This window comes from Candidatus Eisenbacteria bacterium (assembly GCA_018831195.1).
In the GTDB taxonomy this organism is placed as follows: domain Bacteria; phylum Eisenbacteria; class RBG-16-71-46; order CAIMUX01; family JAHJDP01; genus JAHJDP01.
The window spans coordinates 17,555-30,776 of the sequence record JAHJDP010000072.1 but is presented as its reverse complement, the minus strand read 5'-3'; the positions used below and the strand labels follow the sequence as shown (position 1 = coordinate 30,776).

11 protein-coding genes are annotated in these 13,222 nt (G+C 56.4%); 3 read left to right on the top strand and 8 right to left on the bottom strand.

The window, feature by feature from the left end:
• Nucleotides 1–19: 19 nt before the first annotated feature.
• The 3 genes from KJ970_12190 to KJ970_12180 are packed head-to-tail and all read right to left on the bottom strand — an operon-like array spanning nt 20 to nt 3,209.
• Complete coding sequence (locus tag KJ970_12190; GenBank protein MBU2691677.1) at nt 20–1,354, bottom strand: nucleotide sugar dehydrogenase; 1,335 nt, start codon at nt 1,352–1,354, stop codon at nt 20–22.
• A gap of 56 nt (nt 1,355–1,410) precedes the next feature.
• Nucleotides 1,411–2,154, bottom strand: coding sequence for a DUF92 domain-containing protein (locus KJ970_12185; protein ID MBU2691676.1), 744 nt, complete (start codon nt 2,152–2,154; stop codon nt 1,411–1,413).
• A gap of 53 nt (nt 2,155–2,207) precedes the next feature.
• Nucleotides 2,208–3,209 carry an NAD-dependent epimerase/dehydratase family protein gene (locus KJ970_12180; GenBank protein ID MBU2691675.1) on the bottom strand — a complete coding sequence of 334 codons (1,002 nt, stop codon included), beginning with the start codon at nt 3,207–3,209 and terminating at the stop codon, nt 2,208–2,210.
• 168 nt (nt 3,210–3,377) lie between these two features.
• Between KJ970_12180 and KJ970_12175 the strand changes: the two genes are divergently transcribed.
• The 3 genes from KJ970_12175 to KJ970_12165 all read left to right on the top strand — a co-directional run bounded on the left by KJ970_12175 (nt 3,378) and on the right by KJ970_12165 (nt 7,199).
• Complete coding sequence (locus tag KJ970_12175) at nt 3,378–5,060, top strand: S41 family peptidase (protein MBU2691674.1); 1,683 nt, start codon at nt 3,378–3,380, stop codon at nt 5,058–5,060.
• Between the two features lie 183 nt (nt 5,061–5,243).
• Entirely contained in the window at nt 5,244–6,470 is a 1,227-nt protein-coding gene (locus KJ970_12170) for a DUF2088 domain-containing protein (GenBank protein ID MBU2691673.1), read from the top strand.
• Between the two features lie 36 nt (nt 6,471–6,506).
• Nucleotides 6,507–7,199, top strand: a complete 693-nt coding sequence (locus KJ970_12165; protein ID MBU2691672.1) for a sugar transferase — start codon at nt 6,507–6,509, stop codon at nt 7,197–7,199.
• 153 nt (nt 7,200–7,352) lie between these two features.
• Here KJ970_12165 and KJ970_12160 read toward each other — a convergent pair whose 3' ends face one another.
• The 5 genes from KJ970_12160 to KJ970_12140 are packed head-to-tail and all read right to left on the bottom strand — an operon-like array spanning nt 7,353 to nt 13,200.
• Nucleotides 7,353–9,836 carry a hypothetical protein gene (locus KJ970_12160; GenBank protein MBU2691671.1) on the bottom strand — a complete coding sequence of 828 codons (2,484 nt, stop codon included), beginning with the start codon at nt 9,834–9,836 and terminating at the stop codon, nt 7,353–7,355.
• A 13-nt stretch (nt 9,837–9,849) separates the two neighbouring features.
• Nucleotides 9,850–10,629 carry a PEGA domain-containing protein gene (locus KJ970_12155; GenBank protein ID MBU2691670.1) on the bottom strand — a complete coding sequence of 260 codons (780 nt, stop codon included), beginning with the start codon at nt 10,627–10,629 and terminating at the stop codon, nt 9,850–9,852.
• Between the two features lie 48 nt (nt 10,630–10,677).
• Nucleotides 10,678–11,373 (bottom strand): acetyltransferase, encoded by a 696-nt coding sequence (locus KJ970_12150; protein MBU2691669.1) that lies wholly within the window; start codon nt 11,371–11,373, stop codon nt 10,678–10,680.
• Between the two features lie 43 nt (nt 11,374–11,416).
• Nucleotides 11,417–12,940: an acyl--CoA ligase gene (locus tag KJ970_12145; GenBank protein MBU2691668.1), complete on the bottom strand. Its 1,524-nt coding sequence runs from the start codon at nt 12,938–12,940 to the stop codon at nt 11,417–11,419.
• Nucleotides 12,937–13,200 carry an acyl carrier protein gene (locus KJ970_12140; protein MBU2691667.1) on the bottom strand — a complete coding sequence of 88 codons (264 nt, stop codon included), beginning with the start codon at nt 13,198–13,200 and terminating at the stop codon, nt 12,937–12,939. The genes KJ970_12145 and KJ970_12140 overlap by 4 nt, the downstream gene beginning before the upstream one ends.
• Nucleotides 13,201–13,222: the final 22 nt, after the last annotated feature.

Here is a 13,222-nt window from a genome sequence, read left to right as displayed (position 1 = left end):
AGCGTCTGCCAACCGTTTTCTACAACCGGTAAATATGCCGGCCTTTGCGGTTCTTCAACGCATTGCGTGTGTCGACAACGAGACGCGCCTTATCGGCGACGAGATTGTGGTCGACCTTCTTGTGCGCTGTTGTGATGATGACACAATCCATCGCTTCGAGCAGCTCCGGCGTCAAGGAGCACGATTCCTCACGTTCCCCCTCGATGAAAAGCTCCGGTACATAGGGATCATGATAGACGACATGCGCGCCCTGTTCCCTCAGCAAGGCGAGGATATCAAGCGAGGGGGATTCACGGATGTCGTCGATATCGGCCTTATAGGCGATTCCGAGGAGGAGCAGACGGGAGCCGTTGACCGATTTCTCAATACTGTTCAGAGCTTGTGTGACCCGGGCGACAACATGGATCGGCATGTGGGAGTTGACATGCCCGGCCAACTCGATGAACCGCGCCTCAAATCCGGCCAGCTTCGCCTTCCAGGAGAGATAGAAAGGATCGATCGGGATGCAGTGTCCGCCCAAACCGGGGCCGGGATAGAAGGGCATGAAACCGAAGGGTTTCGTGGCCGCCGCATCGATCACTTCCCAAACATTGATTCCCATCCGGTCGCACATCAGAGCCATCTCATTGACCAGACCGATATTCACTGACCGGAAGGTGTTCTCCAGCAGCTTCACCATTTCGGCGACGCGGGTGGAATCGACCGTCACGACTATATTCAAGACATTTTTGTATAAGCACTCGGCGACTTGCGTGCAGACCGGAGTGACGCCCCCGACAACCTTCGGGATATTCCGGGTCGTCCACTGCGCGTTTCCGGGATCGACGCGCTCCGGTGAAAAGGCGAGGAAAAAATCCTGCCCGACCTTGAGGCCGGTCTCCTCCAAACGGGGAAGGATCAGTTCTTCAGTCGTGCCGGGATAGGTTGTGCTTTCCAGGATAACCAGCTGGCCGCGATGCAGCCGGGGCGCGATCTCTTTGACGGCGGAGACAATATAGGAAACATCGGGGTCGCCGGTTTTCCGCAGCGGCGTGGGAACGCAGATATTCACCGTGTCGAGATCGGCGAGAACGCTGAAATCGGTGGTGGTTCTTAAGAGCCCCGATTTTACGACTTCGGCGAGGGTCGCTGATGGGATGTCGCCCACGTAAGAATCGCCCTGCTGAAGACGTTGGATCTTCTCCGGGGATACGTCGATGCCGGTCACCTGGTAACCCTTCCGAGCCATCTCGACGGCCAGCGGCAGGCCGACATAACCCAATCCGACAACGCCAAGATGAGCTTTCTTCGTCGCGATCTTCTGTACCAACTTCTCAGCTGCTGGACATGTAAGGTTCTGTATTGAATTATTCATTCGTCTTCTCCCGTTCGTCATCCTTTTCCCAGGCAATTCTTCTCTAGCATCCAACCCTAATACGGCCGCCCGATCAGCAGAGCCAGTAATACTGAGAGCACAGCTCCAGTTACTGTATTTAAGAAATTAAGGAGTTGGTGATGCCCCCTGCTTTTCATCCCCCAACTTGCAGCGATCGATTCACCCAGATTCCCCAGCGTGGCGGCTATCGTCACAATCAGGATTCCCACCGGCCCGTACCAGCCGGAAACCCATGCCAGGACCGCTAGAACGGCGGAAGCCGCAATGCCGGCACTGGTGCCTTCGATCGAAACCGCCCCCTCCGTTCCTACCGGCACCGCTCGAAAGGTGCGCAGGCTGATCGGATGACGTCCCCAGAGCGATCCAATCTCAGAGCTCGAGGTGTCGGCGGCGGCGGTGGCGAAGGCGGCGGTGAAGGCGAGTTTCAACAAGATCTGAGTCTCCTCCCCACCCCATCCGGCCATCCTTGCGATCCCCATGAGCAGGGCCAGGAGAAGACCGGTTGTCCCGTTGGCGAGGGTGTGGCTGATACCACGCCGGCCTCCCTGTTCCTCCGCGACGCCGCGGGCTTCTTTTGTGGCATAACCAAAGCGTGTCAGCGCCGTCCCAAGAATGAAGAATCCCAGGAGAACGCCGAAGCCCTGCCGGCCCGCGCCGAGATAAACCATGCTTCCCAGAAGCACCCCACCCACATATCCCGACAGTCTGACGGCCCGCAGCACGAAGGCAAAAGTGCCCAGGACGGCATTGACGCCGAACGCTTCGATGACTTCTCTCAATCCACCCCCCGAAGAGTCACGGCACCCAAGCTTTCAGACTCCAGATCCATGAATCATTCCTGCCAACTTGTTAGACCTCGAACCCAATCCGCCGTGTGCGTCAAACCCTCATCCAGCGGCGTGATCCGGTAATCCAATCTCTCCACCGCATTCTGGGAGGAATAGGTCCAATCATGCCGGTAGACCTCCGCCACGCCCGGGGTGAGCTCAGGCTCAGCCCCACCCAGCCGCGCCCGTAGGATCTGCAGGGCGCCGACGCACTTTCCAAGAGCGATGGGAAGGGTCTTTGCCCTTTCCGATCTGCCAAGCAGGCGGGAAAGACGCAGCACGAGATCCTTCAGCGTTACTTCGGGCCCTCCAAGGATAAATCGGCTCCCGGGCACCCCTTTCTCAAGGGCTTTAAGGTGTCCGGAGACAATATCTTCCACATACGAAAGGGTCCATCTCTGGGTCCCGCTGCCGAGCAGGCCGGGGAATTTCCCCTCCTTGATCAGAAAGGCGAGTTTCCCGATCAGGTTACCATCGGTTCTGCGGCCCGGACCGTAGATGACAGCCGGATAGAGGGTGACAAGAGGACCGCCTTCCTCCACGAAGCGGCGGCTGATCATCTCAGCCTCGCACTTCGTCCGTTCATAATCGTTCATGAAGGGCCCCCCCCACCGCGGGCTCTGTTCATGCATCGGACCCTTGTTCCTTGTAGAGGGTCCCAGGGCCATAAAGGATGATGTATGCAGGATTTTCGGGACGCCGGCCTCTTTAGCTGCTTGCAGGAGATGACGATACCCCTCTGCGTTGATGCGGCTGAAGAGCCACCGGTTGGGGCTCCAGTTCTTGACCATGGCCGCGGTATGGATGAGAGCATCAATCCCCTCAAAAAAGGCGGGATCGGCCGGCACGGCGAGATCCCCTTGAACAATCTCGAGGCGGTCGCTTATATCTGGGTTCATGGCCTCTGGGTTTCGGATGAGGGCGCGGATCTCATGCCCATCCTCAAGGAGGGCTGAGACAAGCCTCTCCCCCAAGTACCCTGTTGCCCCGGTGAGAAATATCTTCATATAAACGGCCTCCTCGGCGTTTTTTCAACAGATGCGCGGCGATTTGATGCATCCTCCACGAAAAGCCGGTTCCTGGCAAAATCTTTGCAGCATGGGAAACCATTTGCTAGCGTCGAAGTATAGAGAAAGAGACTTTTTAACCCACACCTGGATCTCTGAGGAGGTCTCATGAGAATTCAAAAAACCCAGTTTAGCCTGCTTGCGGGGGCCCTTGTCCTGGCATTGGGCTTGGCGGCTGGTATTCAGCAGGGCGTTAGGGCCTACTCTGACAGCATCTATACGAAGTTGAGTGTCTTCAACCAGGTCCTGAATATCGTGACCTCGAATTATGTGGAAGAGGTCGGGGTGGACAGCCTCCTGGATGGGGCGATTGAGGGGATGCTGGATCAGCTGGATCCGCATACAACCTATGTTGATCCGGAGCGATTCGAACAGATGCAGGAGCGCAACCGGGGCACCTATTCCGGCGTCGGCATCGAGTTTGACATTGTGGAGGATTGGCTCACCGTGATCAGCCCGCTTGAAGGAGGTCCCTCCTACGAACTGGGGATCCGTCCGGGTGATGTCATTACAAAGATCGAAGGGGAGTCGGCCTTCGGCATCAAGACCGATGAGGTCTTTGAGAAGCTGAGAGGACGGAAGGGAAGCCCGGTCCATGTGACGGTGCGCCGTGAAGGCGAACCGGAGCCGCTCGAATTTACAATCATCCGCGATAATATTCCGATTAAGAGCGTGCCTTATACATTTATGCTTGAACCGGGGGTCGGTTATGTCCGCTTGGCCCGATTCAGCGCCACAACGAGTGATGAGCTTGAAGAGGCGATGCAGATGTTGGAAAAGCAGGGAATGAAGGAGTTGATTCTTGATCTGCGAGGCAACTCGGGCGGGTTCCTGAATGAAGCGATTGAAGTGTCCGACAAGTTCATCGAGGGCGGGCGAAAGCTTGTCTATACGGTAGGCCGGATCGATGGATCGAGTGAAGAATATTTCTCCACGGGACGCGCGACGCACGAGCGTTTCCCCCTCGTCGTTCTGGTTGATCGGGGCAGCGCCAGCGCCTCCGAGATCGTCAGCGGCGCGATTCAGGATTGGGACCGTGGTTATGTCGTCGGTGAAACGACCTTCGGCAAAGGGCTTGTCCAGCGGCAATTCCCGCTTAAAAACGGCGGCGCCCTGCTGGTAACGGTCGCCCGATACTTCACTCCCAGCGGTCGTCTCATTCAGCGGGACTATTCCGACAAGGAAGAGTATCTCATGGCTCATCGCGGTGACGAGGTCGCCATGGACAGCACCAAACTTAAAGACCGTCCGATTTTCTACACGGCGGGCGGCCGGCATGTCTACGGCGGCGGCGGTGTCACGCCCGATGTAGTGATCCATGTCGATTGGAGCCAGTCCGATCTGCAAAGGGAATTGGAGCGGGATCGTTCCTATTTTGATTATGCGAATCACTATATCGGCAGCCGTCATTACAGTTGGCCGGGCACGTTTGAGACCTTCCGCAAAGAATTCGTTGTCGATGATGCTATGTTAAACGATTTTAACTCCTTTATTGAAAAGAGGAAGTTCACGGTAAGCATCGATTCGCTCAAGGCGGAGTACGACGATGTAGCGCGCGGGATACGGCGTGAAATGGCTCGTAATCTCTGGGGAAAGAATGAAAGGGCCCACATCCTGATGGAGGCCGATCCCGTGCTTCCACAAGCCCTCGGCCTCCTGCCGCAAGCGAAAATGATGGCGGAGGGGAATATCCCCGCCCAAGAACCCGGTTTGGTGGAGATCACCGTTTCCATGGGACCGGAAAAGGAAACAAAGGCCGAGGAGGTGCTGGAACCCGGCGCTCCTCAATAATCTGAATTCATTCTCATTCGAACCTCCAGGGGTGGGTGGATTGATAATCCCCCACCCCTGTTTCTATTGCATGGGCAGGCACATCGCGCGCCGCCGCGCCTTCGTCATCCCTCAGCAAGCGCCGGTCACCGGCCGATATTTTATAACGAAGATTCTTTTAAATAGTGTATGAGGCTTTTAAAAATGAACGGATTTGAACTTCCCTGGGGCGCCTGGTACGGCGACAGAATGAAGCGATTTCCTCTTCCCGCGGGGTACCGCGCCGTTGTCCGAAGGATACGCGGGGGGCGGGTCCTGAGTCCGAAGCGTATCGACGCCGCCCTTGATGCCGTGATGGAATCACCGACACTGGAACAGCTGGCGTGCAGCCGCCGATGGGCGGCGGTCGCCGTCGAGGATTTCAGCCGGCCGGCGCGCCTGGCGGAGATCCTCCCCTCCGTTTTAAGGCGGATTCATGCAGGTGGGATCCCGCCCGAACGCACCCGAATCATCTTCGCCCTGGGTGGCCATGCGCCCCTCGACCGTTTCGCCATGATCAAGAAATGCGGTCGATGGGTCTGTGATCATTACGATGTTTCGAACCATCATCCCTATGAGGACTTGGTTGATCTGGGTGTTTCCGCCAGCGGCATCCCCATCCGGATTAATAGAAAGTTCGCGGAGGCCGATCTCAGGGTCGCGGTGGGTTCGGTGGTCCCGCATCCCTACGCGGCCTTCGGGGGCGGCGCGAAAATCGTGCTCCCGGGCGTTTCATCGATTGACACATTAGAGGCGAATCACCGCCCCGCCGTTACAGGCCTGCAGGGAGGGTACAATAATATTGAAACGAATACAGCGCGTCAGGAGATGGAAGAGATCGCCTTGCGGGTTGGACTCGAATTTATTGTTAATGTTGTAACGGATGACCGCCGGCGCCCCGTCGGTCTCTTCGCCGGGCATCCTGTCGCCGCTCATAGGGCGGCCGTGGAGTGCGCCCGCCGTGTCTACGCGACGCCACGGCCGAATCGGCCGGCTGATGTCGCCGTTTTGAATGCCTATCCAAAGGACACAGAACTGCTGCAGGTGGGGAATGCCTTCAATGCCCTCCGCTTCTCACCGCCCCTGCCCTTGAAGCCGGAAGGGATTGTCGTTGTCACAGCCGCCTGCTCAATGGGTCGCGGCTATCATTCCCTTCACGGTCCAGGGATGCGGCTCTACAGGAAGCCGGTCGAGAAGGCGTATCTCGCAGGGCGTCCGGTGATATTCTTCACCCAGAATCTCAATAAATGTGATGTCGCCGTCTCGTTCTGGGATGGTTACACTTTTGAGTCCAAGTGGAACCATGTCGTAAAGCGATTGCAGAAGCGGCTCGGACACAAGGCGCAGATAGAAGTGTTCCCCTGCGCGCCGCTTCAGTTGCTGGAGGACTAGGTTTTCGGAAAGTATGGACGATGGGAGGATTTGCGAGTGCCCAATTCTTTCTATGCCCGTGCCGGTAAAAGGATTCTCGATACATTTATATCCCTATCCCTGCTGCTGGCGGCTGGACCCCTCTTTCTGATTATCGCCCTCGCGATAAAGCTCGATTCCAGGGGCCCCGTCTTTTACCGGCAGGAGAGAATCGGGCAAAAGGGCCGGCCCTTTTCCCTCTTAAAATTCCGCTCGATGATTGTCGATGCGGAACATCAGGGCGCCGGCATCTTGGTTTTGGCCGGTGATGATCGGATCACGAGAGTGGGACGGATCCTCCGCAAATTCAGCCTTGATGAACTACCTCAAATTATAAATGTTCTGGGGGGCGGCATGTCGATCATCGGCCCCCGCCCGGGACTTAAGTATCAGACCGACAAATATAATGAGTTGCAAAGCCGCCGTCTTTTCGTGAAACCTGGGATCACAGGTTGGGCGCAAGTGAACGGCCGCAACTCGATCCCTTGGGATCGAAGAATTGAGCTTGATATTGAGTATGTCGATCGGATTTCGCTCGGCCTGGATTTTAAGATCTTATGCCGCACCCCTTTTGTCGTTCTCGGTGGCGAGGGGCAGATCGCGAAGGCCGATTTTTGGAAAGAGAGAAGTGGAACGGAATCTAAAGCAGAAGACACCGCCGAGAATGATGATGGCGAAGGCGGCGATCGGCGATCGACCTTGGAATGGTGAAATAAAGCTGCTGCGCGGCCGCGGCTTTGCCAGGCGGCCCGTCTGCTGGTTCGAGGTTCTGTCCAATTAAAAATAGGAAGCCGCCGCATCATTGTCACATGCGGCGGCTTCCGTACCCAGAAATTGTGAACCGGCTTCTATACTTTCCCCTACTTACTCCCATCCTCTGGCACTGACGACATTGCTCACGGCTGAGTGATCGGGGTTTCCATTGATTCCCTGATCGCTGACCGTGAGACGGAAGAAGTAGGTGCTCGTATCCGATTCGGTTATCGCGATCGAGTGACCTGTCTGATTCCGATTCGGCCAAGTGCCGACCAGCGCCGTGAAGTTATCGGAGTTGAGGGAGCGGTAGAGGCGGTAGGACTGGAAGTCATGGGCGTCGCTCTGAGTCCAGCTGAGTGAAATCGAACCAAAACCTGAAGCCGTCACTGTGAGCATCACGGGATCCGGCGCCTCGTTATCGGTTGTGACGCTAATCTCATTGCTGCCGGCATGGGCATCCTGGTCATCATAGACATAAACGCGATAGACATAACGCGTGTTATCATTCAATCCGCTATCCTCAATTCTCGTAACGGAGGATTCAATCAGTTGGCGCACCAGGTTGCTGGCCGGGGTAACGCCCGGTGATGTATCGCGGTAAATCCGATAGCTCTCGAAATCATGCGCTGCTGATTGACTCCAATTCAATACAAGCGTCGGAGTAAAAGCATCGTCGTCTTGCACAACCGACTGCAGGGTCACGGCCGGCGGATCGGCATTAGCCGTGCGCGCGGCGATCTCATTGCTTCCGGTTGATAAGCCGCTTTCATCCTCAACGAAGAGGCGGTAGTAATATTCGGTGTTCTCCGTCAAACCCGTATCGAGAAGCTGGGTCACTTCCAAGCGCGTAATCTCTCCGACTTCCAGGTCGGCTTCCCCAACACCAGAGGAGAGGGCGCGATGAAGATGATAGGCGGCGAAATCGAGGTCGTTTGAGCGTGACCAGTTTAAAGCAAGAGACGTCTCTCCGGCGACGGAGGGGCCGTTCAAACTAACCGGCTGCGGCGCCAGATTCGGGATGTCGGCGGAAACGATATTGCTGGCCGCCGCGGTTCCAAGGTCATCAACGACCACGACCACATACCAGAAGGTCGTTCCCTGCTTCAATTCGCGGGTATCTTCATAAATTGTCGATGAGGCGTCGTGGATCTCATTGAGAACAATGCGCTCGGGATCAGTCATGGGGTCGTCGGTCTGTCCGCGCACAATGCGGTAGAAAGAGAAATCGGGAGCCAGAGAGCGGCTCCAGCTCAATCCGACGCCATCTTCCGAGATATTGGTAGGATGATTGAGGGTTACCGGTGATGGCGGTGCATTCGTCGCCGATCGTCCCATAACTTCATTCGAGTTGGCTTTCATGCCGTAGGAATCGACAACCTGAACAATATAGTAGTACTCTTTACCGGGCTCGACACTGGTGTCGACAAACTCGGTCTGTGAACGCTGGCTGATCGCCGTTCGGACCTCCCGGCCTTCCTGATTCGGCACATCGGCCGCCTCAGCGCGGATGACACGGTATTCAAAGAAGGCCTCACCGTCGAGGGCCTGCGTCCAGGACAAATGTATACTCGTCGGCGATGGGCTTGTCGGGACCGAGAGGGTCACCGCGGTCGGACCTGGATCCACCGTCATCCGGCGTGAGATCACCAGCGGATCGGCATTGTTTCCCGCCGCATCAGCGAAATAACCGGTCAATGTGGCGTCGACGACCCGCAGATCCTCTTCGATGAGATAATCCAGGGAATAGATGCCGTCGGCGGCATCATGGAGCGTTTTACGCCGCCCGTCTTGCCCGATGACAATTGATGCCTCGCCCCCGGATTCCCCCGCATCCATTGTAAAAGTCACCGTCTCCCCCGGATGGAAAATGGAGGTGTCGGGTGAAATCACGAGAGTCCGGATCGACGCCTGGGTGTCGAGAATAATGTCATCGTGGACTATGCTCGAACGGCTGCCCTCAGCATTGACGAATTGAGCATAGACCGTGTGTGACCCCTCATTCGGTTCAAGGTCCCAAAAGGTGGTTTCATTGAAGGGCGATAAGGCCGCAGCCGATAGATCGGCGTCGTTCCCAAGATAGACACCCTGCGTGCCGGCCGGGGCCTGCAAATCCAGCCTCACCCGCGCGCTCGATGCGCTCTCCCTCCCATTCTCGATGAGGATGGAAAAGAGGCCCGGTGTGACGGTGATCTCGCGGGAGAGTTCACCCTGAAGACCCGATTTGAGGACCACTCGAACGGCGAGCCGGATCGGTTCCCCATTGGTAAACCCTGAGATCTCCGTGGGGGGCGCGGCGACCGAATCGACCTGATGAAAGGTCGGATTGTCATAGTATCGGAACCAAACAGTATAGGCTCTTATCAAGCCTATCTTTGTGGAATCGGCCAATTGCCAATCAAGCGTGACCGACCTATTGCCGACAATCGTCTCAAACCCCATCAAAATGGGAGTTTCACCGCTCTGCTCGGGGTCCCTTGGGTTTGTGATGGAGTCATCATGATCCTTGGAACAGCCCATCCAACCAAAAGAAAGGAGGATAAGGGCCGGAACGAACAGAATCAGGATCAAGCTCAAATGAATCCGATTCAACATGCCTTAACCCTCCCTAAAATCCGCGGGTCAGCGTCGCCGTCATCCGGGGAGATGCCTTATCCCCCGGAAGTGCGGAACCCTGCATTGGACTCATACTAAGTTTGCCGGATATCGGACCTACCGGTGTTATAAACATCATATCAAAAAGATTCAGCGCGGCGATTCCCATAGCCGCAAAATTGAAGCCCTGCTGCCAATTGTAAATGTCGTCAACATCATTCAACCGTCGATCCAATTCATGCCGGCGGGCTGGAATATTTTCTTCATATGTCTCATTCAGATAGGCTTCTTTTGCAATCTCCCAATCATCAACCCGATTTCTATACTCCTCATGAACGATCCAAAGCCCGATGAGGGCGGCGGTTTCCGAAAGGAAGAAGGTTGTGGCCTTGCCCTTCTTTCCGGCGTAGGCTTGCCCCCACCCCGGAATCAGGAGAGACCGCAGGATCGCTTTTCTCCGTTTCTTGGGGCTCAGCTCCAGGGTGTATCGATCCCCGCGGGCGCTGTCGAGGAGAAGATCTCCGCTCCAGGTTTCATATCCCGGGAGATGGGCCCGGAGGGTATAAATGCCTCGGATCCGCTCGTCCAGCCGAAGCGGTGTCCGGCCGCTGACGCGAGTGGTTCCCCCCAATGTCACCAGGGCCCCCATGGGTTCGGACAGAATCCATGTCCCACCGGAAGTATCGATGGTGACCGGGGGATCGGCGCTTGACCCGTCACTTTGAGCCTCCGCCCGGATGGCCCATATCAAGGCCGATCCCAGGATGAGACAGCATATGAGAAGCCTTCTCATTGTTAAATCCTTCCCTATGAGATCTTTCCCTATATAAAAAAGCTCGACCTACCCGGTTTTCCTTTGATCCGGGCTCTCACGTCCAAAATCCACCGGCCCCAACTCACGCGCCGGGTTGCCCAGCACCCGGTATCCTGAACGAACGGGACGAAGAACAAGGCTGGCCGCGGCGACCTCACTCCAGGCGCCGACCTTCGTTCTGGGAGGAAGAGTGGCGTTCATTCCGATAAAGGACCCCTCTTCGACATGGACCCAGCCGGCCAGATTCGCGCCGGGCCCCACAGAGACATCATCTCCTAAGATGACGTCATGCCCAATCGTTGCATTCAGATTCACCAGAGCGCGGGCGCCGATCGTCGCCGCGTGCGCGATCACGACACCGGCCCCGATATAGGCCCCATCCCCAAGTTGAACATCTCCATGAAGCACTACCGATGGATGCACAAGCGGCGGATAGGCGAAGCGCAGGTCGGCAAGTTTCCGCGCTGTCTCCCGGCGGTCCCTCGGATGGCCCAGCCCCAGGTAGAGCCAGCGGACCTTCTCTGGATGGATTCGAAGCCAGTCGATGGACCCCAAGACAGGATACCCTCCTATCATGCGGCCATGCATCTTCGGATTGTCATCAATAAAACCGAGGATCGGGCGCTCGGGATGGGCCCGGATCAGCGTTTCCAGCAGACCCCGGCCGTGATCGCCGGATCCGATGATAACGGCGCCCGTTTCCTGGTCCTGATGAGATGTCACATGGCTATCCATAATCCACCTGCCTCGATTCTCCTGTCCCAAGCTAACCGATAAGATCGACTTTGCGAATCTTCCCGCTCGATGTCCGTGACAACTGTTTGCAGAATTGGAATATTCGCGGGACCTTGTGACGGGCCAACGACTGGAAGGCCAGATGCCGCAACTCCTCAGCGGTGACGGCATTTTCCGTCTCTGGAACGATAAAGGCCTTCACCACCTCGCCCAGGATCGGGTCCGGTGTTCCAACGACGGCGACCTCTTTGACCATGGGATGTTGCATGAGGATATCTTCCACTTCGCGGGCGCTGACCTTCTCGCCGCCGGTGTTGATGATATCCAATTTGCGGCCCTTAAAGTATAAGAAGCCGTCCTTGTCTTTGGTGGCCCAATCACCGCTGCGCAGACCATAGGGGGTCATGACACGGCGTGTTTGGATCTCGTTTTTATAATAGCACTTCATGACACAGGGGCCCGAAATGGTGACTTCGCCCATCTCCCCCACACCCACCTCTCGACCCTGATCGTCCCGCAGTGTCACCTTCATACCGGGAATGGCGATTCCCATACTTCCCCGCCGCGTATGAAGTTCTTCATGCGGCAGATAGGTTACACGCGGCCCGGCTTCGGTGCAGCCGTAATTGTTGATGATCAGGGCGTTGGGGAATCGCCGGCAGAGTTCATCCAATCGATCGGGATGGACCGGTCCGCCGGCATTGAGGAAGAGACGGAGGTTTGGCAATTCATTATTGTTAAAGGAATTCAGACGGACGAGGAGATTGTAGGTCGTCGGCACACCGGCCAAGATGGTGCTGCCGTGATGCGCCATCTCCTTCAGCGCTACCGCTGGAAAGATGAGTCCGTCGAGGAGTATCACCTCGCCACCCGCCATGAGGGTCGAAAGCATCTGGCTCATCGCATAGGAATAGAAGAGCGGCAGAAAAACAGCATGCCGGTCGGATGGACGCAACTCGAGATAGTCGACGACAAACCGGGCATTGGCGATGATATTCCTTTGTGACAGTAGAACGGCCTTGGGCACCCCCGTCGTTCCGCTGGTATAAATAAGGATCCCGTCCTGATCTTGGTCCTCTGGAGGGAGCGCCACAGCCTCGTCCCCCGCCGCGCCGCCGGGAAACAGCGCCACCTCCCGGTCCTCCACCGCGCCGGAATAAAAGAGGCGCAGAATGCCCTCCATCTTCGGGACCGATTCAGCCCCCTCCGGAACCTCGGCCTCGGGCGCCAGCAGGAACCAACGGACATCGGCATGATCCAAAATGTAATGAATTTCACGGCCGGTCAGGGTCGGATTGATCGGCACGGCCACACCGCCGGCCCGTTGGATACCAATAAAGGCGATGGGATAGAGAAAACAATTATTGAAGGCCAGTGCAACCTTCTCGCCCTTTCTCAAGCCCCGACGCAGGAGGTTCTCCGCCAGTCTCCTCGAGGCCGCTTCCAGTTCATCGAATCGAAACACCTTGTCTTTCATCCGAAAGGCGACACCGGTCTCGGTCCGTCGCATACCGTCATCTAGAACGCGGGTGATTGTGTCTTGGATTTCTTTCATTTGGAATTCTCCTGCAGGCCGGCGCTCATTTTCATTTCGATGAATTGAGTGAGTCCCCTCATCGAATCAAAATGCTCCGGTAGGATTTCATCCTCCTGAATGAAAATACTGAACGACTCCTCCAGAGATCCGATGAGCGAAAAGAGGGCGAGAGAATCCATTCCCTGATCTTTAAGTGACGCTGTTTTATCGAGAAGCACCTCTCGGTTGAGAATTTGCTTAACGATATCTTCAACCTTCTGAACCTGTTCATTCGTCATAACATTGATCCTCCAGCGCGTG

Excerpts from the sequence above, each read along its gene's own strand:
- KJ970_12190 (MBU2691677.1), bottom strand. The coding sequence starts at position 1,354 with ATGAATAATTCAATACAGAACCTTACATGTCCAGCAGCTGAGAAGTTG.
- KJ970_12180 (MBU2691675.1), bottom strand. The coding sequence starts at position 3,209 with ATGAAGATATTTCTCACCGGGGCAACAGGGTACTTGGGGGAGAGGCTT.
- KJ970_12175 (MBU2691674.1), top strand. The coding sequence starts at position 3,378 with ATGAGAATTCAAAAAACCCAGTTTAGCCTGCTTGCGGGGGCCCTTGTC.
- KJ970_12170 (MBU2691673.1), top strand. The coding sequence starts at position 5,244 with ATGAACGGATTTGAACTTCCCTGGGGCGCCTGGTACGGCGACAGAATG.
- KJ970_12160 (MBU2691671.1), bottom strand. The coding sequence starts at position 9,836 with ATGTTGAATCGGATTCATTTGAGCTTGATCCTGATTCTGTTCGTTCCG.
- KJ970_12155 (MBU2691670.1), bottom strand. The coding sequence starts at position 10,629 with ATGAGAAGGCTTCTCATATGCTGTCTCATCCTGGGATCGGCCTTGATA.
- KJ970_12145 (MBU2691668.1), bottom strand. The coding sequence starts at position 12,940 with ATGAAAGAAATCCAAGACACAATCACCCGCGTTCTAGATGACGGTATG.
- KJ970_12140 (MBU2691667.1), bottom strand. The coding sequence starts at position 13,200 with ATGACGAATGAACAGGTTCAGAAGGTTGAAGATATCGTTAAGCAAATT.